This is a genomic window from Curvivirga sp. (assembly GCF_965219885.1).
Taxonomy (GTDB): domain Bacteria; phylum Pseudomonadota; class Alphaproteobacteria; order UBA8366; family Aestuariispiraceae; genus Curvivirga.
Genome location: NZ_CBDCOT010000009.1, coordinates 1968366 through 1988605, shown reverse-complemented (window position 1 = coordinate 1988605; position 20240 = coordinate 1968366). Strand labels below are relative to the sequence as shown.

At 41.0% G+C, this 20240-nt stretch carries 18 protein-coding genes; 7 read left to right on the top strand and 11 right to left on the bottom strand.

What is annotated here, in order from left to right; translation table 11 throughout:
* The first annotated feature begins 32 nt into the window (after positions 1–32).
* Positions 33–557: a PAS domain-containing protein gene (locus ACOQOA_RS14830; protein ID WP_420549395.1), complete on the top strand. Its 525-nt coding sequence runs from the start codon at positions 33–35 to the stop codon at positions 555–557.
* On the opposite strand, the gene ACOQOA_RS14825 is transcribed toward ACOQOA_RS14830, so the two are convergent.
* From ACOQOA_RS14825 to ACOQOA_RS14780, 10 genes are all read right to left on the bottom strand, one after another.
* Positions 554–1252, bottom strand: a complete 699-nt coding sequence (locus ACOQOA_RS14825) for a GNAT family N-acetyltransferase (protein WP_420549394.1) — start codon at positions 1250–1252, stop codon at positions 554–556. The genes ACOQOA_RS14830 and ACOQOA_RS14825 overlap by 4 nt on opposite strands.
* A complete protein-coding gene (locus ACOQOA_RS14820; RefSeq protein WP_420549393.1) occupies positions 1245–2069 on the bottom strand; it encodes a class I SAM-dependent methyltransferase in 825 nt (274 codons plus the stop codon). The genes ACOQOA_RS14825 and ACOQOA_RS14820 overlap by 8 nt, the downstream gene beginning before the upstream one ends.
* 100 nt (positions 2070–2169) lie before the next feature.
* The gene (locus ACOQOA_RS14815) at positions 2170–2898 is read right to left on the bottom strand and encodes a hypothetical protein (RefSeq protein ID WP_420549392.1); all 729 of its coding nucleotides are present in this window, start codon (positions 2896–2898) and stop codon (positions 2170–2172) included.
* Entirely contained in the window at positions 2895–4016 is a 1122-nt protein-coding gene (locus ACOQOA_RS14810) for an N-acetyl sugar amidotransferase (protein ID WP_420549391.1), read from the bottom strand. Before ACOQOA_RS14810 ends, ACOQOA_RS14815 begins: the two co-directional genes overlap by 4 nt.
* A gap of 11 nt (positions 4017–4027) precedes the next feature.
* On the bottom strand, positions 4028–5863 hold the full coding sequence (gene asnB / locus ACOQOA_RS14805; protein ID WP_420549390.1) for an asparagine synthase (glutamine-hydrolyzing): 1836 nt from the start codon (positions 5861–5863) through the stop codon (positions 4028–4030).
* A gap of 3 nt (positions 5864–5866) precedes the next feature.
* On the bottom strand, positions 5867–6883 hold the full coding sequence (locus ACOQOA_RS14800) for an N-acetylneuraminate synthase family protein (protein WP_420549389.1): 1017 nt from the start codon (positions 6881–6883) through the stop codon (positions 5867–5869).
* 3 nt (positions 6884–6886) lie between these two features.
* On the bottom strand, positions 6887–8872 hold the full coding sequence (locus ACOQOA_RS14795; protein WP_420549388.1) for a 6-hydroxymethylpterin diphosphokinase MptE-like protein: 1986 nt from the start codon (positions 8870–8872) through the stop codon (positions 6887–6889).
* A complete protein-coding gene (locus tag ACOQOA_RS14790; RefSeq protein WP_420549387.1) occupies positions 8869–10785 on the bottom strand; it encodes a hypothetical protein in 1917 nt (638 codons plus the stop codon). Before ACOQOA_RS14790 ends, ACOQOA_RS14795 begins: the two co-directional genes overlap by 4 nt.
* A gap of 144 nt (positions 10786–10929) precedes the next feature.
* A complete protein-coding gene (locus tag ACOQOA_RS14785) occupies positions 10930–11838 on the bottom strand; it encodes a flagellin (RefSeq protein ID WP_420549386.1) in 909 nt (302 codons plus the stop codon).
* A gap of 186 nt (positions 11839–12024) precedes the next feature.
* Positions 12025–12924, bottom strand: a complete 900-nt coding sequence (locus tag ACOQOA_RS14780; protein WP_420549385.1) for a flagellin — start codon at positions 12922–12924, stop codon at positions 12025–12027.
* A gap of 252 nt (positions 12925–13176) precedes the next feature.
* Here ACOQOA_RS14780 and ACOQOA_RS14775 point away from each other — a divergent pair, with 252 nt between their 5' ends.
* Both ACOQOA_RS14775 and ACOQOA_RS14770 read left to right on the top strand, forming a co-directional pair.
* Positions 13177–14199 (top strand): flagellin, encoded by a 1023-nt coding sequence (locus ACOQOA_RS14775; RefSeq protein ID WP_420549384.1) that lies wholly within the window; start codon positions 13177–13179, stop codon positions 14197–14199.
* A 132-nt stretch (positions 14200–14331) separates the two neighbouring features.
* Positions 14332–14784, top strand: coding sequence for a flagellar biosynthesis regulator FlaF (locus tag ACOQOA_RS14770; RefSeq protein ID WP_420549383.1), 453 nt, complete (start codon positions 14332–14334; stop codon positions 14782–14784).
* A 67-nt stretch (positions 14785–14851) separates the two neighbouring features.
* Here ACOQOA_RS14770 and ACOQOA_RS14765 read toward each other — a convergent pair whose 3' ends face one another.
* Complete coding sequence (locus ACOQOA_RS14765; protein ID WP_420549382.1) at positions 14852–15268, bottom strand: flagellar biosynthesis repressor FlbT; 417 nt, start codon at positions 15266–15268, stop codon at positions 14852–14854.
* 329 nt (positions 15269–15597) lie between these two features.
* On the opposite strand from ACOQOA_RS14765, the gene ACOQOA_RS14760 reads away from it, so the two are divergent.
* The 4 genes from ACOQOA_RS14760 to ACOQOA_RS14745 all read left to right on the top strand — a co-directional run bounded on the left by ACOQOA_RS14760 (position 15598) and on the right by ACOQOA_RS14745 (position 20202).
* Complete coding sequence (locus tag ACOQOA_RS14760; RefSeq protein ID WP_420549381.1) at positions 15598–16023, top strand: hypothetical protein; 426 nt, start codon at positions 15598–15600, stop codon at positions 16021–16023.
* Positions 16024–16311: 288 nt separating this feature from the next.
* A complete protein-coding gene (locus tag ACOQOA_RS14755; RefSeq protein ID WP_420549380.1) occupies positions 16312–17904 on the top strand; it encodes a flagellar hook-length control protein FliK in 1593 nt (530 codons plus the stop codon).
* 52 nt (positions 17905–17956) lie between these two features.
* On the top strand, positions 17957–18619 hold the full coding sequence (locus ACOQOA_RS14750) for a flagellar hook assembly protein FlgD (RefSeq protein ID WP_420549379.1): 663 nt from the start codon (positions 17957–17959) through the stop codon (positions 18617–18619).
* A gap of 104 nt (positions 18620–18723) precedes the next feature.
* Positions 18724–20202 carry a flagellar hook protein FlgE gene (locus tag ACOQOA_RS14745; RefSeq protein WP_420549378.1) on the top strand — a complete coding sequence of 493 codons (1479 nt, stop codon included), beginning with the start codon at positions 18724–18726 and terminating at the stop codon, positions 20200–20202.
* Positions 20203–20240: the final 38 nt, after the last annotated feature.

The following is a 20240-nucleotide window of genomic DNA, read 5'->3' as shown; positions in this document are numbered from 1 at the left end:
TAACCTATTAATAGGATCAGGAAAAACGTTGAATGTATAGTATCGAAGATTTGCAAGAAGGACCACCAACTTTCCCAACCCGCATGGCCAACGAAATATTTCAAGCATGGCTCAATTTTGCACCGAACAAGAAGATCCCTGCACGCAATGATATTGATCCACTATCAATTCCCAAAAAATATATATCCAATGTTTGGATATATGAATATGTATCAGAATTAGATACTTACCGACAAACCTTAGCAGGGCAAAATATCAAAGAGGCCTGGCAAGAGACCAAAAAAAGCCCTCTTATCGGTGAATTCATGGAACAAGAATCCGTTGACAGCGTCATGTCACGTTGGAAGTTTATCCGCGAAACACCTGCTGTAGCCTATTATAGTATTACCACTGATGATGAATTCAAATACACAGAACGTATTTATCTTCCGATGAATGACAAATATGGTCAGGTGAATTACATCTTTGGATGCAGTATCTATGAGAGATTGCGCGGTATTGACGCTGCTCTTCCACCTCAAGGGAAAAAAAACGCGCTACTTTTCAAGATTGGCTAACTCTTATTAGTCCAATGCCAAGTTTGACGTCTATAAATCTCTTGAAAACCCAGTTTTTGATAAAATTTTTGAGATTTTAAATTTGCTGCTTGTGTCCCTAAACGCAAAAAAGCAGCTTTTCCCGCATAATGGTTTTCCATTGCCTGCACCAAAGCTTTCCCCACACCCCGCCTTTGTAAATTTGGAAGAACACCTATCAAATCGATACTTGCGACCTTGTCACGCAACATACATGAGTTGAATCCTAAAATTTTTCCGGCCTCTTTATACAAAAATACAATATCTGCACGGCCAGAGACAGCGTTATACATCCATTGAGACTTAATTGCGTCTGCAATTTTGTTATCTATCGCTTTATCAATATGATAGCGATCATCTGAAAAACACTTGCCGGCTATCTCTGCAACACTGCTCGCATCATCGATATTTGCAATTTGTATATGATCTGGCCATTTTGTTTCTGGATTGATTTTTCTTTCTAATGTGGTGAGCATCTCAACTGAGTAAAAACCCGCTTGTTCCAGAAAAGATAAATCCTCCTCTGATCCATTTTCACGATAACTGATTATTGTAACATTCTGTTTTTGAGCTAAGTGAACGACTTCACGTGCACATGAAATATCATTCAAACGCCAGACCGGTTTGCCAAATATTTCAGTTTCAAATGTTAATGGCGTATAACTGGTTTCAGTCACTTGATTTGACCTTTAAAAACCCTCGTAACGTATATTTGCCGCTAGGTTCAACCAAACGTTCCAAGGTCATAACCTCATAACCTGATTTGTTTGCAAGTAAGCTATATGATGTGAAAGAAAATGCACAATAATGTTCAACTAAAAACTCTTCACGTGTTACGTTATCTTTATCGTGAATCGCAGCCTCACCATCTGGTAATTCAACATAAACAACGCCGTTTTCGACTAAGTTACTTTGCACCTTTCTTAGCATTGCGACCATATCAGGTACATGTTCCAACACCTTGTTAAGCGTTATAAGTGCATATTTTCCATCAACATTATCTGTCAAAAAATTCGCAGCAACCGACTTAACATGAGCATTTTTGGCCGCATGTTCTGCTGCTTTCGGATCTGGGTCTAATGCAGTTACATCCCATCCATTTTCTTTCATAACCGCAGGAAACACAGCTAATCCAGCACCAATATCTAAAACCGTCTTTGGTAATAAAGAATTCGTTTGCCAATAATCATTAATAAATCCTACGCGTCCACGGTTATCAGACTCAGCAGAAGGCAAAGCCATTATTCTATCAAATGTCGACTTAACCTTATCTGCATATGTGCTATCCCAATACCCACCTTCATAAAGGGAAGATAAATCAATGTCCCCTCCATAACGATTTTCAAAATGTCCACAAAATTTACATTCAAATAAACTTCTCTGATATTCTTTAAATCCATAATTAGCTTCAATATCTGGCTTATGGGTAAAGAATGCGTGGAATTTCCAATCGGATTGATTACACACGGCACAGGGCTGTTGAGTATCTTTCATCTGAACTTACATACTCCACTTACAAAAATTATTTATCACGTTGTCGAAGTAAATAACTACATTTGAAGACAACATACTAAACTTAATTTCGATAACGTAATTAGTCTTCCAGTGTTAAAACATGCGAATAGAATTTTTGAATGCAACGATCCTTCAAAACCGCAGGCATAAAGGAATAATGTCGGCCAATATATCGTTGCGGTTGGCTAATAAATTGATCAAAACTTTCCAACATGTTTAATGCCGAAAGCACCATATCAATGCAAATATCGCAATAAGCTTTACGTAATTCAAAAAACTTCATACCGGGCTTAATAGGGATCGGCATTTTCATCACAACGCCCCCCTGATCCGGTATAGCATGGGCCCGTAAAAGTGAGGCCATTAAGCCATCAAAATCACCATGATAAATCGCCCAGAGATGCGTATCCAACCCCCGATACTGTTCAGGATCCGCACCGTGTAGTGTAACAAAGCGATCAGGTTTAATACCCAGCAGTTCTTCGCGAATAACACCGGTTCCAAATGCGATCAACGCATCTGGCTCAAAGTCTTTTATCGCTTTAACGCATTCCGCCGAATTCACATCACGATACGTGTGCGTTGGTGCTATGTCTTTAAGGCTGGGTTCTTTTCCATCAAAGTAAATATCAATCTCATACTCATCTCTAAAACCGTCTACTTCATGACGCGTTTCAAAGCTTGCTGAAATCTCACGTTTTTCTTCAAATATTTGTATATTGGGATAATGGGCCTGTAACGCTTTCGCAAAGGCCTTCAAAAAAGGCATATCTGACGTGAGCAGTGCAATTTTCAAATTTGAAGTCATTGATCCCAATCCCATTCTTGAACCAAGAAATCAGGCAAAATCCAACGCCCACCTTCTTGTTTCCAAATATCCTTGTTACGAAAGCTTTCTGCAACTTCCATAAACCAGCTTACCGGTAGCTTTTGAAACTCACAAAAAGCTTCGATATCCCCATCTGGCCGCTGCAGCCCCATTTTTGTAACGGTTTTGATAGCTTCATTCCGTGTCGTCATTCCATATCGAATTTGAACTGAAAGATTGTCAAAAGCACGTGTTATTCCAAACTTATACCATTTCAGGAAATGATGCAGGGAAATAAATTTACAATCAATATCTGCGAAATCCCAAGTCCCTGTCTTCAAGTCTTCTTTAGCATATTTAAATCCATATTTTTTGGCGATTTCTGTATTTTCAAAACTATTCCATTTGAAAAACGATCCCAAAAACACAGAACGCACCTCAAAATTAGGGTTTTGAGGAAATGCATAAGCAGATAAATCTTTCTCTGTTAATCCTTCTAAACCTATCCAATCAAAGGCTTGCGTTGATTGCAAACAACCATGTTTGGCCAACCAGTTAGCGTCTAGATTCGTGGACAATCTTTCCCATTCATTTCCACCATATTCAAGTTGTGAGTTTTCCCCCCATACGATTAGTGGAATCTGTAATTGTACTGCCAGACGAATAGGAATGGAAAAAAGCGCCATATGCATTGGCAACCCTGTCGCTCCAAGCTTTTCATATGCTGCTTTCATAAAGCGGCGTTCTACATCTGGGTTAATAGTGTAATCAATATGATCCACACCCAATTTTTGGATCATCCGATCGACATTTTCCTGACCTATTTCTGTTCTTGCTGGCGTACGCCAAGTTACCGCCAAAACATTAAGTCCGTAACTCTGTGCTTTAATGATTTGATACCAACTATCTTTGCCCCCGCTGACAGGGACAATACAATCATATCCGTTGGAACGGGATTTTGCATCTGCAACTAACCCCTCAAAACTCTGTGCACGATCATCCCAGTCAATTTTATTCTCTTTATCACGATGACCGTGACAGGCCGTACAAACCCCGTTGTCATCTAATTCAATACCCGGGCGGGTATCTGGCAAAATACATTCAACGCAATATTTCATAAGCCTATCCTTTAAGGCTGAAAAGCCATATGGCTATCCATAAATAGTTTCGCAGAAATAACTGAGAATAAAAACTTACTTTCGCTATTCAATTCTACAGAAGAATTTAAAAGTTCTTCTACCTTGTCTTTTTGAATAATATCATAGACTAAGCTGTCGTCTAGTATGGCTTCTTGGACCGCGTCGTCATTAAAATCTATAAAACTTGTAACAGGCGCATTAATTCCCTGCTTACGTGGATTAGTCAGAATAGAATTTGGTGCGATTCCCTTCCCTGCACGACGCAGCAAATATTTAGGTAGACTATTCCCAAATAAATGCTCACTAGGAACAGTCGATACAAATTCAACTAATTCGCTATCGAGATAAACTGCGCGGTTTTCTACAGAATAAGCCATGGCAGACAAATCATCTTCATGCAACATGACAGGTACAGTTTCATGTAACAACTCATTTAGCATTCGGTTACGTAAAATCGGCTCACAAAATACCTTTTCATGATGTTGCTCTTCAAAGGGCTCCTTTAAGAAAGAGGAAAATTTATCCGCCCCTAAAAAAATATGATCCCGCTTTGTTGGCTGTTTTATAAAAGCTTCTGGATCTTGTAAAAAAGGGTTTCTGACGAATTTTCCATAACTCTCCTGCCATCCTTCAACCAGCTTAGGAAAATCTGTACGATCTTTCATTTCAGCTAACCAAAAGAGATAATGATCATAATAACCGCTAAAAATCTCGTCAGCACCAGTTCCACCAAGTGAAACTTTAAAGCCAGCTTTATGAATATGTTCACTGACTAAAGCATGAAGATAATATGAGATTGTCATCATGGGTTTGCCAAAATAGTCAACTAAGCCATAAAGGCGTTCAAGGAAGTTTTCCTTAGGTATTTTTATAATTTCATGAGCGCATCCATGATATTTAATCGCTTCAAGAATACTCGCTGTCTCGTCATAACGTGGGTCGTCTTCAACAACAGAGAAAGTTGTAATTTCTTGCTCTAATTCCTGAACAGCCATCCCTAATGCCACATTCGAATCTATGCCGCCACTTAACCGCAAGGCGACAGGTACGTCTGCGCGTAATCTTAATTCTACTGCTCGGCGTACTTTACTAAATGTTTCCTCCAAAGCCTCTTCTTGCGTCATAGGAACTGGATTATATCCCACGGACCAAAATGGCTTCGGACTTGGCATAGATGGCGTCTCCAACACAGCTATATGCCCTGCAGGAAACGCCTTGATACCATGAAAATATTCATCTTCAGATGGGAATAGAGACTTATAACCATTGACTAGAAATCTACGCAGATGTTCCACATTCACATCTGCTTTTTTTCCTGACAATCCCATCAGAAAACGCACTTCTGATCCGAAATAGAGACAGTTATCTGCCCACCAAAGATAAAGAGGTTTTTCTCCAAATCGATCTCGACTTAGTACTAACCGCCCTTGATTGCTATCATAAAGAGCAATGGCCCACATGCCTTCTAGATGAGTAACAAAATCAGCCCCCCATTGGCGATAAGCTTCAAGCACAACTTCAGTGTCACCAGCTGTTTGAAAATTATGCCCAAGAGCTTCTAATTCTTTTCTTAACTCGAAATGATTATAAATTTCACCATTGAAAATTAGAGACAGGTTATTTCTAATAAATGGTTGATTTGAACGTTCCGCAAGGTCAACTATCGACAAACGAGAATGAAGGAAATTGATATGGTTACCCGCAGCAGTATCTGAAGACCAATGCCCTTCGCCATCGGGACCACGTAGTGCCATTAACTTATGACAAGACGTAATCCTATCAGGCGAAATTTGTGTTGGTCCAAATGCCCCTGCGATCCCACACATAAATTATCCTTTCAGCATTTCAGGTTTCAGTACCTGTCCAGCTTTCACAGCTATATCCAGCTGACGTCCAACGACTTCCGGTTTTGCAGATGCCGGAAAACCTGTAGACGGGCGCGCATAATGAATATCTTCATTCTTCAGGATATGCCCTATAGGTAAATCTGTTGCTGCAATTAATCCTTTACGGATAACAGGCACCATTTCTCTCTCACATGCTTGTGGTTGTTTGTCATATACACCTCGCATTTGTGCAATTCTTGGTAACATTTCCGCATAATAAGCCATGTCATCCGGGTCAGCTGATAATGCATGATCATGAAAGTCCTGGTTTTCTTTACGATATGTAAAATGCACTTCTAAGACACGTGCTCCGAGTGCCACAGCACTTACATTCACTTCTCTCTCTTTGGCGTGATTTGAATATCCGACGATGACATCAGGATAACGCTCTTGCAGATAAGGAATAGAAAGTAAGTTTGCTTCCTCCATAGGTGTTGGATAGGAAGAAATACAATGTAAAAGAACAAGGCGTTCAGAAAGTAAATTACCCCCAACTTCTTCACGAACCCAACTGACGGCTGTATCTACTTCGTCGATGGTTGAGCCCCCTGTCGATAGAATCACAACCTTTCCAGAGGCAGCCGCCGCGCGAATGACTGGTTCAAACGTAATGTCGGCGCTAGCAATTTTAATTGTCTCACTAATTTCTGCCAAGAACGGCACCCAATCCTCACTCACAGCAGAAGAAAAGAAGTGGATATCTTTAGATTTGGCAATATCTACCAACTCATAATGATCTTTTTCAGATAGACTAAAGCGTCCTACACGTGCCAATCGATCTGCATCATCAGATGAAATAAAACGTTCGGGAGTATAACTCTGAAACTTAACAGCATCCGCACCGGCTTCAGCCGCTAAAGAAATCATCTCTTTCGCTTTTTCCAGATCCCCTTCATGGTTCACACCTATTTCAGCGATAATAACAACATCCTTAGAAAGATCTTTGCCAAATAGCTGCATAATTTACTGTTCCTTTTTTTGCAGGTAATGTTCGCCACGCTCAACCAACTCTTCCATTAATTCAATAGTTTGTCGCTGTACTTCGTTCAAGCTTGCAATAGATTCCCGTTTATAAAATTCCATATATGAATTAAATATCTCAGGCTGATCTTTCACCCGGCGTACGACAATAAAAGCTAATTGAAAAATCAACATATAAGTACCGTAATACATAGCATGTCTGACGCGTTTAAATTTATCCGATGCACTATAGAACAAACATGACTTTATATCCCGATAGAAAGCATATACATCAAATTCGCCAACAAAATGTTTATCAAATACTTTCTTGATATTTTCGCAATCAAACAATAATTCCGATTGCAAACGCAATAGTTCGTCTAAAGAAAGATCAAAGCTGTTACGTGTTGCCTCAAACTCTTTTGTTATCAATTTTTTCTCATATGCAGCTTCTTTTTCCGTACCTGATAATCTAACGACTTCTGGTAAACAGGGAATTGTGCCTTTTATGCGTATACCATCAGATAAATTCACAAGCTTTATGGTTGGAAATAGAATAAATAAATGCCCCATAGCAACTGCTGAAGCTTGGAAGCTTGTATTGGTATAGACATTCCCGCCTAAATTTCCACGCTGAACATTATTATACTTTGAGGCCGCTGCATGAGCTGGACTGTTTTCCAAAAAAGTCTCATCCGCCAAATAAATAGAATCTTTTGAATGATGACTATCAGGCTCACGTGCCCCCAGGTCAACGCCCACCAAATATATGTTTTCAAATCCTAATCCCGCAGCAATCCGTGCACCAGTATTACTTACTGTCGGTGCCGCCAGTGAAACGGTGTCACGCTCCCCCCAGAAATGCGTTGCCGTCACAGAATCCCTATAAAATAAAATGGATCGGTCAAACATCTCCACCATTTCAGGTCGAACAGTCGTTGGGGCAATTAAATCAATGCCATCCAAACCATATCCATCCTTCAGATCTTTCACAATTTGTGGAGGTCCTGACGTATTTTCCAACTCTACGTGATAATCGGGGCGAATACCATTTCTCAGCAATGCACCTAAAGCTGTTCCACATGAAAAGACAATTATCTCATTTCTTTTATTTTTTATTAATTCAATACATCCATCTAAAGAAGGGCCTGATCCAACAATAATTGCAGGTGTATTCTTTTTCAGTTTCCCACCTATTCTATACAGGCTTACTTTCTCATTCGTTAAATTTGCGAAAGAATTACGCATCATGACGCATTCATCATCAAAGAAGCCTGGATTCATATTCATTAATGGAATTGCTTCTACATATTTCGTGCGAATATCCAGCATGGTTTTTGATTGATAATGCGTGAAGAAAAAAGCACCATCCACAATACCAAAATCATTTTGTCGGATTGTTACGTTAATTTGGGCAACCACCGTATCTGGATCTTCCTCAATCAAGAAACGAATATCACCACCACGTTCAGCAAGCTTTTTATATATCTTTTCCAAATCCTGGAGATGCATAAAATGATATAAAAACTCTATATGCTCTTCGGCGATATAGAATATTCGACAATCCAGTTCGTCTATTAATCGTTCAATATGATAACCAAGACCCAAGCCCAGAATAATTGCGATACCACCATCTTCCGGCTTGGCAGTAGGTCTTTGCATAATTCCATGTTCATCGGCCCAATGGCATGCTTTTTCATATAAAAATTCAGTCACCGTCCAGGGGGCAACAGGTTTGAAAAGCCAGCCACCATGAATTCGTGAAGGATTTTCTAAATATTTATCGACTTGCTTTTGAACCAAATTTATTGGGTTTTCATTATAAAACAGCGTACTACCAAGATCTAAATTATATCCCTTAACCCCATCATATTCAGTTTCAATTAACTTTGTGTGAACGTAAGACAAGTTCTCAACCAAATGCGCGAGAACCTTTTGGCGGCCACGTAATACTTCTAGGTTTCTTTTAAACAATTCAGTATTGCTCATGCCTCAGAACCCTTTCCAAATGTGGCTTTCATATATTCCTCACCATAAGTTTCACATAAACGATCTTTGATAAACTCCACAAAAGTTTGTACATTTTGAACACGTTGATCTACAGAAACATATTCCGACAACATAGAATTTTGCTGCTCTAATGTTTGCACAAATTGATCATCATCCATCAATTCGGAGCGTAAGATTTCACCTAAATCACAGAGTTGATCAAAGTATCTATTCTTCAATCCTAATTGTTCTAAACTGGATTCTACTAGACGTGCGACACCATCTTCATAAATCAAAATATTACAATTATGAATGAGCCCATGATATATGGATTGAAGTGCATCCACATTTGAATTTGTTAAAAGATAATCAGCTTTACCATACAGCTCCGTAATATATTCTTCTGCAAATTCACCAACTTCATTAAACGTAATAAAATTCCCTAAATTCCTATCTCTGAACTTTTCTTCAATTTTTTCGACATAAGAGACACCTCCCAATTTTCGGGTATCTAAAAGCAAGTCAAAAAACGGAGTCTCTTTCTTCAACTTTTCAAGCATATCAAATAGTTTATCTGAGAGTTCACATGGGTTTAATGATAGCAGAATAGTCTTACGCTCCTTACCTTTCTTGACAACGAAGGAGGCAGGGTCAAAATTTTTGGGAAATCCTAGCGGTAATATTTCTAATGGATATTTCTGACCTCCCACCAATGAGAGCATTTTTTTATCTGAGAATTCATCAAGGACTAATCTATGTGGTAAAGTTGTTTCTTGGTGTATCTGAGGTGCACCAGTATGCGTTAATCCATCCAAGTCCCACAACAAGTGAATTCTTTCATTGCTCAAAATTCGCGATAGCGTAATTGGGTCAATTTGTTCGACGGGCCGATAATCCTTTGCATATGAACGAAGACGATTAGTTTGAAAGTCACCGTAATCAACATTAGAGAAAATTTGTATCGCCAACCATGAAACAGGACGGAAAGAAAACATATCCAATATAAAATTTACGAAAAAATCTACGCCCTGACCAGAATTCAGCCGCCCGGAAAAAATACCAATATTTACTTGTTTAACTAAAGAAACAACTTTATCTGAAATTGCTGCATTCCCTAATGCTTTCAGATAATTTAACTTTTTTTCCTTATATACATCATATTGGTATGGAAGCCCTCTTAAGGCTTCCAACTCACATAGTTCAACTTTATTCCGATCAAACTCATCTTGCTTTTCAAATGCTTTTGAAAAAAGCTCTTTGTATTCTGCAATCCCCAATTTGCACGCAGTTAAAGCTGCTTGGGCAATAGGCACAGCCTTCACATCACCTGAATCCAAGGCGGCCTTCACCGCATGCACTGAATCAAATTTTCGATCCAATCTCTGCATCACTTCATGAATAACCAACCAGCTCTCCACGTGAAAAGGATCAGCATTTAATGCTTGTTGAAGATTCTGCAAAGTTTCAGGGTATTTCTGCTGGGCTAAGGTTTCTTTGGCTTTTTGTAAAAATGGGCGTTCTTGAATTCTTGCTAATTGGTCCTCAACAGTCCCCATCCAACTGGGAAGTAACTTGGTCTCAAACTCTGATACTTCTGGGCAGGTACCAGACATTTTCAAATAGAAAACACTATCACTGAGCATACCAAGTTTTGTGGCACAATAACTTGCGGCTTCAAAATGTATCTTCGACATGGGTGATGCATCTGATGCTCGTTTGAAAAGGTTTAAAGCTTCAGCAAAATTCTCCATGCGAATGGACAACAATCCTAAAAGATGAACTTTTATTGGCTGTAGCTCTTCACTAACATGACGAGAGGAAATTTCTTCCATAGCTGCATTTAGATCTTTGTTTGCTAGATGCTGCAAGGCATTTTCTGCCCATTGCATGTCTTCAGCGCTTATTTCCTGCATTGATACCACACATTTGTAACCACAATTCTCTCACAATATTAGTATAAGATTCACAATAAAATGCAAAGCAAACAAGACGATATAACAAAAAGGGAGAGGTAAACCTCTCCCTTTTTATTATCATTAAACTTCTTATTGTCAGGATTATTGTAGCAAAGATAGAATTGCCTGCTGCTGCTGACCAGAAATAGACAAGGATTGAATACCTAACTGCTGACGAGTTTGAAGAGCTACCAAGTTCGCACCTTCTTCGTTCAAATCAGCCAGTGTCAACTTATCAGAACCCGTACTAAGTTCGTTTACATATGTATTTGTAAAATCTAGACGTGTCTGCAAAATCGCAACGTTGGAACCTAATGTAGATGCATGACCACGAAGGCGGGAGATAGATTTATCAATCACTGTAATCATGTCATTCGCGAAACCAACATTTGAGTTCGCAGAACCATAAGAAGTGAATGAACCACCAGATAGTCCAAAGTTGGAAATATTGATATTCTGACCGTTTGCCGAGAATACACCAACAGAAAACAAACCATTTACTGCATCACCATCTGTCTCATTCAAATCCAGACCGGTCACAGTCAAACGAGATGCAGTACGCACACCAAAGGCCACATCAAGAACCGCATTTGTATTACTCAACAAATTCAAACCCTGATAGGAGGCGTCCTCGATAAGTTGGAAGATTTGTGTACCAACTTCTTCAAACTGCGTAGTAGCAGCCTGACGTTCCTGAGTAGATTGAGACCGGGATGCTTCCACGATACCTTTCATCTGCTTCACCAATGCATCAATTGATTCAATCGCCTGCAATGTAGAATTCAAAGCACTAATACCTTGGTCAATATTATCTTTACGCAAAGAAAAATCTTCTGCACGATCGGATAACGCTTTTGCTCGGAAGAAGTTCACCGCGTCATCAACAACACTATTGATCTTTTTACCTGTGGTTAAACGAGTTTGAGTACGCTCAGATAAAGCCTGAGTATCTTGAAGTGATAAAAGCGACCCACGCTGGGCGGCTGTTAAAGCAATATCGCTAAGAGGCATTGTTCCATTCCTTTCTGGACGAAATTATTTTCTAAATCGACCAGAACACTGCACTCACCGTGCCAAAACAATGCATCCTATTGTTTTTAAATGAAAAAAATTACAACGAAGATAATTCAAGGAATGGAGTAAAAAACAAAAAAGGCCCCCAACTGGGAGCCTTTTTCTTGGTATATAAGGTAAATCTTACCCAATCAATCCTAGTACAGCCTGTTGTTGCTGACCGGAGATAGATAGAGACTGAATACCCAACTGCTGACGAGTTTGAAGAGCTACAAGGTTTGCACCCTCTTCGTTCAAATCAGCAAGTGTCAATTTATCGGAACCAACAGTCAACTCATTCACATAGTTGTTTGTGAAATCAAGACGTGTTTGCAAGATAGCAACGTTAGAACCCAATGTAGCCGCATGACCACGAAGACGCTCAATACCTTTGTCAAGTACCTGAATCATATCGTTCGCTTTATCTACTTCAGAGTTCGCATCACCGAATGAAGTAAAGGAACCAGCAGATAGACCGAAGTTAGAAACGTTAATTGCGTCACCATCGTTGGTAAATACAGTAACAGTAAACAAAGCATCTGTGTCACCAGCTGTCGCGTTCAAGTCAATACCAGATACTTGAAGCTTGGAAGCTGTACGTGTACCGAAGGAAACGTCCAATGTGGAGTTTGTAGAGTTAATCAAATTCAAACCCTGGTAGGAAGCATCTTCCACCAATTGATAGATTTGTTTACCAATCTCTTCGAACTGAGTTGTAGAGGACTTACGCTCTGTTGTAGACTGGGAACGTGCAGATTCCACGATACCTTTCATCTGCTTAACAAGAGAGTCGATACTTTCGATCGCTTGTAGAGACGTATTCAAGGTAGAAATACCTTGGTCAATCTCAGCTTTTTTCAAATCAAAGTCGGCTGCGCGGTCAGTCAAAGACTTCGCACGGAAGAAGTTCACCGCATCATCAACCACGTTGTTTACGGCACGACCAGTGGACAAACGTGTTTGTGTACGTTCGGACAAAGATTGTGTATTTTGTAGAGATAATAGGGAGGTGCGTTGCGCAGCTGTAAGAGCAATATCAGACATTTTAATCTTCCTTTCTGGAAATATATAATCAAGGCTTTCTGCCTATCGGTAGTTTTATATAGACACAGATTAAAAATGAAATCAACCCCTCTTATAAAAAAAATATCAAATCAAGAATAACTGTTATTTTTCAATATACTAGATAAAGTTGGCACCATAAATGCTAAACAAACCACTAAATATTTATATATCAAAAATGCCCAAAACGAGCCCTTAAAAGAGTCTCAAACGGCATTCAAGAAAGGCATCATCATGGTTGAACGGATTAGCACATCAGGCAGTTTAAGCTATACACGCTTTCAAATCCAACAACAGAATGAACGATTTGGGGAACTTCAGTACCAAATCTCCACAGGTCGCAAATATGCCGATCTCAAAGATTATGGATCAAATGCCTCTCGCATTCTGGATTTAGGCCATGAAATTGATGCGCGCGAAGCCTACCAGCGCTCTATCAACCTGACAGAATTAACCGCCAATGCCTATGATTCATCTTTAGAGCGGGTCGTAGAAACATTGCAGCAATTAATGAATGCTGCAGATCCTATTTCACCTGATGATGCAAATTGGGCCGATGACAACGCCATCCTCGCAGACAACCTGCTACTTGACTTACAATCAAATCTAAATGTCGAAATAGGTGGACGCTATATATATGGGGGAACAAATTTCACAGAAGCCCCAGTCGTTGATATGCGTAATTTATCTACATATACAACGAATGATATCGGCGTCGCCAACACACTGGAAACAGCAGACCAAATACCAGAACATATTATTGATTCTGGCGGCACGAACACTGTTGAATCTTATATGGCAAATTTTGCCGGGACAGGCACGATCGATACCAAAGCATGGGAAGAAGCACAGGTCACCATTTCAAATGACCAAACAATTAGCTACGGCATAACCGCCGCAGATCCGGCTTTTCAGAACGCTGTCGACGCCATCATGCGCTTTAAGGCCGCCACGCAACCAGGCTTAACAACAGACCAACGCAACTCTTTCCTAAACGAAGCCCGCACATTAGCGGACTCAACGCGTACAGAAGTGCGCCATCTGCAATCAAGAAACGGGACATTTCTAAATGAACTGGAAAATGCACGCAGTTTACACGACAGCTTCATCACCATCAGCAAAATCGCGCTAGATAAAATTACCGTAGCTGACACGGCCACAGCCGCAACTGAAATGTCTGCATTACAAACAATGATGCAGGCGTCATTCACTGTAATTTCGCGCAAATCACAACTTACATTGGTGCAATTTCTGTAGGCTTTTCAACATTTTTCATGTATTATGCAAAAAATTTCTCGCATTAGAAATAGATAGCTTGCCGAGATTCGGAGAATCTATATATAGTAAAAAGAGAAATGATACTGTGTTGAAAGAAAGATTGGTACTGACGTGAATAATCCATACGCTTCACAACAGAAACAAGCCCTCAACCGCGGTTCAGGCCCACAAGCAGAGGGCTGGGCACTTATTGAAATGGCGCGCAGACTTGACGCTGCCAAACAAAGTGGCGACAAAAATGAAATTTTAACACAGTGCCGTTTAAACTGGCGTGTCTGGACAATCCTTCAATCAGAACTTGTAGATCCAGAATGCGCAGTTCCTAAAGAAATTCGCGAAAACCTATTAAGCTTATCTAACTTCATCGACAAGAGATCCACGGAAGTTATTGGCTCCCCTACAGTCGATAAACTAGATGTCCTTATCAACATCAACCGACAAATTGGCGCCGGCTTAATGGAAAACAACGAACCAGCTGCAGAAGACACAACGTCTCCAGCACAACCTGCAAGTAATCCATATGCTAAAGGTGGAACAAGTGGCGGCTCAAGCACCGAAATTTGATGTTTCTGTATTCAATAAAAAAGAGGCCTCATTTGAAGCCTCTTTTTTTATAACTAAAAATCGACAACTATTCTGATACCGCTTCAGGTTCCAATACACCAATCTGAACCAAACGTTCCGTTTCATGATCTATCAGATCCAAAGTATTCTTCAAAGCATCATAATATTTCTCATCACGCAATTTGCTTTCGATCGAATCTACAATCTCCGCTGAACTTGGTGCTGCTTCGGCATATTCAGAAATCAAACCATTTGCCAAAGTCAAATACTCATTGCGATCGCTCTCAAACAAGTAAGCACACTGCAAAGCGTAATAAACTCTGCGCGCAGGAGAAACAGCATCCGCCTCATTCATCACTTCCTTACGACGCAGAATATCCACCTTATTATGAATAATCATAGTTGTCGCATCACCTGCATTTTCCAACACTGCGCCATTGATGATTACTTTTTCATTTGTTGGCAGCTTAATTCTTAAAGGCATTAACTTTCTCCAGGCCCTTTCGATTATAAATCGAAAACGTATTTCATAGGATCCATTGCAATATATAAGGGATAAAGGGCCATGATTCCACCCTTTAAAAAACTAAAAACACCCCAAAACTATAGGAAATAAAAGCCATCTTGCAAAAATCAGCGAATTCCGGTATAGTTTAAAAACCTAATTATATGTGCGGTGCTAGACAAAGCAAGAATTGCGAGTCGACATCGAAATGCACATGAAGTGAATAAGTGTTATTTATGCTTTAAAGTCAACATATTATTCACATATTAAGGCACACACCCATAGGCAGAAGCTGAAGGAGAAAAGCCATGGATATCGCATTCACCCCGCAGGTAAACCTGCCCCAAACAAACACGCCCCAACCACAAACAGGTGCAACTATCGAAGCAGGTGCTGTTTCAACTTTGCAACGCACTCCTGATAATGTGGTTACTGCTGCAACAGAAACCGATCAACCGAATGTTCGGGAAGAAGACGCATCCCGTCAGGAAAGTCGACCAGACACACCCGCAACTCTTGATACATACCAAAATTTGCGCATCGACGGTTTTCAAACACGTCTAGGCTTTGACAACGAAACTGATACATATTTCATGGAAGTGTTACAGCCGGATTCTGACAACGTTATTCAACGTATCCCTTCTGAGAGTTTGATAGAATATCTCGACAGCAAGTTTGATGAATTGATTCAAGAATCTGCTCAATCTAGTGCAACGTTGGATCGCTCTATTTGATCATCTATAGAAATCTATAGATTACAGATATCTTCATGATGTAGTTTATGAGGCATAGTCCTTGTTGGCTACGCATAAAGCCCCGTCCTTCACAGGAATCTACTTCCTGTTGGGGCTTTTTTATGCGCACTTCCCAAGAAATACTTACTAGGAAAACCCTTCCACTACAACTCATTCAAACATCGACAGCCTAATCCTCATCCCCCTCAACCACTTTATTTTTCAATAACTTTTCAAAACTGGCCCAGCTCTTGCTTATATCTTCGTGACTTTAACTGAGGAACGGACATGAGCGCACAAATAGAAACAGTATTTGATCAGCTCTCCAACGTGGGTAATCAGAAGAATTCCCAGGCGAGAGGAAGTAATAGCCCGAGTGACGGCACGGTCTTTTCAGACCTGTTACGTGACCAGGCTACGAATAATATTACTTTCTTGAACCCGGGCTCACAGCTCAGCATACCAGAAGGCGCGCAGACGGAAGAGTTTGATTTCGCCAATAACGAAACAAGTCATATTGATAATGATACGGCAGCAGAAACTGATGATGCTGTTGATGACGGACAATATGCAGAGGACGATCAATCCGATCAGGAAGAAGTAGCAACATCTGATAAGCAAGGCGCTGCAGACGATGCTGCCCCGACTGTAACCGGAATGAACGCCGCTGTAATTGACCCGAATGCAGCAGCAAAAACTGATACAGCAAATAACCAAGCAGCTCAGACACAAGGTCAGGCCGCACAAGCAGTATCAGCCGACAAGACCGGGGCGCAGAATGCACAACAATCCGGCCAACAGCAGACAAAAAAGGCAGATGGTATTCAAGTTGATACATCAACGAATGAAACTGTCGATATTGATCCTGCAAAACTTAATCAAAAACAATCCAATAAAAATGCTTCCGGCATGAATGTTACCGTCACGGACAGACAATCCACAGTGACTGGGCAACAAAATAGCGCATTGGCAGCATCTTCTACTGTTGCGGCACAAACAGCCAAAACGGCAGAAGCAAGTGGTGAAAAATCCACAGTTGCGGATATGCTTTTAGAAACAGCCGAAGAGGCAGCGTTAACTGGCAGCAATTCTGCCAACAAGGCAAAACCTGCCCGCTTTGATAACCAAGCTAATAATGGCAATGGTAATCAAACTGGTCAAAATTTGCCTAACGGACAATCTGCCCCTCAAGAAGCACAACCTGCCCCAACAGCGGCAACCCCACAATTCAACCCAACAGTTGCACCAGTAGCAAATGCAGGTAGCGCAGCCGCAGCGGCAGCACCTTCTGCAGCTGCAGGTTCCACTGGACAGGTTGCAAGCGTGGATAGCGCAACAGGCGCAGCAGTATTGGATGGCCAAAATGGTCAAACAGTCAAAACTTCTGCATCTACTCAGGCAGCAGCAAATAACAACCGTCCGAATGTTCCACCACAACTGGTCTCTGACCAAGTTTCGGTAAACATTCAACGCGCTGCTGGTCAGGGCCAAGATCAAATCAAAATTCAACTTCGCCCATATGAACTGGGACGTATCGAAGTGACAATGGAGATGGCTAAAGATGGCAAGATGACCGCGGTTATCACTGCCGATAAGCAAGAGACATTAGATATGCTGAAAAGCGACTCTAACAATCTTGTTAAATCTTTAAATGATGCAGGCATGCAAGCAGATTCAAGCTCACTGAGCTTTAATCTGGGCAATCAAGGTAACGGCTACAACCAATTCGCAGATGGAAATGGCACCAATAACGGTTCCGATTCCAACTTCTCTCTGGAGGGAGACGAAGCTGCAGAAGAGGATGCTGGAACCAACACCATGCTTGGCTTGGGTGAAGAGGCCCAACCAAACGCTGACGGTAGTTACGACATTCAAGTCTAATCGCTATCAGACGCCATGGATGTAATTGAGAGATGAGTGAGGAACAAAAGAAATGAGTGTAAGTTCAATTATCGCAAGCCAAACGGCTGCATCAAGTTCTGCGGGGTCTTCGAAGAAGCTCGCCGAAGATCTGGATAGCTTTCTTTTGATTCTCACCACTCAATTGCAGAATCAAGATCCACTTTCACCGATGGACTCTACTGAGTTTACAAACCAGTTGGTTGAATTTGCCAATGTGGAACAAGCGATCAACCAAACCCAACGTTTGGAAGATCTAATTGGCCTACAAAAAGCAACCGAACTAAACAACGCTGTCGGCTATATGGGTAAAATAATCAAAGTCGACCATAACGAGTTTACTCATTACGAAAATAAAATTGAAGTACTCGAATATACCCTGCCTGAACCCGCAAAAAATGCAGCACTATTTGTCTTCAATGAAGCAGGTAATCTGGTTTATTCCGCACCAGCTCCAACCGCGCAAGGCACCCACAGCGTAACATGGGATGCCAAAGATGGTTCTGGAAACTCCTTGCCTGCAGGAAATTATCATTTTGAAGTGAGTGCTACAAACGCAGAAGCAAAAACGATCGAAAACATGAAATATGCCTACCTGGGAGTTGTAGATGCTGTTGAATTCGGTGAAACAAACACAACCCTTAGACTGGGCAATGTCAGCGTCGATCTAGGGAAAGTTACGGAAGTACTAAACTGATGGAAAATACACTAGATATTATCCAAAAGATATTAACACATTCGGTTAAGTTCCAAATGGAATTAACTCCGATTTTTGAATGAGAGAGACGGAGGAGAAAATAAATGAGTAGTTTATACGGCGCATTAAGATCTGGCGTATCTGGCATGTTTGTAAACAGTCAGGCTATGGCCATGATTTCTGACAATATCGCCAATGTGAATACAACCGGCTATAAAGTATCCAAAGCCAAGTTTTCCACATTGGTTACCAACAACCCGTCTCCGACGCTTTATAGTTCCGGTGGTGTGCAGTCACAAGTTTGGCGTGAATATGACGCGCAAGGCTTGCTTCAAGCATCTTCCCGATCAACCGATATGGCAATTTCAGGCGATGGCTTCTTTGCGGTCACAGATAGTGTAACGCAAGATGCTGCCACAGGCGAATGGTCCCGTAATGGATCTATTCTTTACACCCGCGCAGCTGAATTCCGTCCTGATGAAAACGGCAACCTTGTTAATGCCGCTGGCTATTACTTGTTGGGTTGGGAAGCTAATTCAGCAGGGACAGGCTTCACCGAAACCAATGTACAGTCAGCTTTTGAGGTTGTGAACGTATCTGCACGTTCGTCAGATCCAATTCCCACAACCGAATATAACCTCAGCGCAAATTTAAATGCAGACGCAGCTACTGATGATAATTTCGATATCGAATTGCAGATCGTTGATCGTCAGGGTTCTCAAAGAACATTAACCTTAACTTTTGAGAAAACTGGTACTGCTGATGAATGGAATCTTTTCGCCACATTAGACAACGGTCAATTCCTTGACTTAGATGTGAATGATGATGGTACTTTTGATGCAGATACCGATGCGACTACTGGTATTTCCGATGCAGAAATCACGACACATGAAGCAGGCGGTGACACAGCTACAGCCGGCACTACGGTTGCTCTGGGTGTTGTAACATTTGATGCAAGCGGTAATTTATCCAGTATTGTATCAGATACGACAACAACATTGACCAACGCAGCAGGCACAACCTACCAAGTCGTAGGTGGTGATGACAATGCAGGCAGTGGTGTATTACAAGTGTTTATTGATCATGATGGCACCTATTCTGCGACAAGTGTGGATGATGCTGTTGCAATCAATTTGAATTTAGGAACACCTGGCACCACAACAGGCCTCTCACAAGCAGCAGGCACAAGTACAATCAACACTTACTCAGATAATGGTCAGCAGTTTGGTTCGCTTACTGGTGTTACTGTTAATGATGTTGGTGTCGTAACTGCTTTATTTGACAATGGTGCGACACGTGATTTGTACAAAGTTCCTGTAAATACATTTGCAAATCCAAACGGCCTGCAAGAGCAGACAGGTAACGTCTATATTCAAACAGATGAATCTGGCGAAGCCATTGCCCATACAGCCTCAACAGGTGGTGCTGGTGCCATCTCCCCCTCTTCCATTGAATCATCCACAGTGGATTTGGCGACAGAGTTTACCGATATGATTACAACACAGCGGGCCTATTCCGCGAATACAAAAATCATCACAACAGCAGATGAAATGCTCGAAGAACTTATTCGAACCAAGCGGTAATTAAGCTAAGAGGCTACCGCTCCCTGGCCCTGATAGTT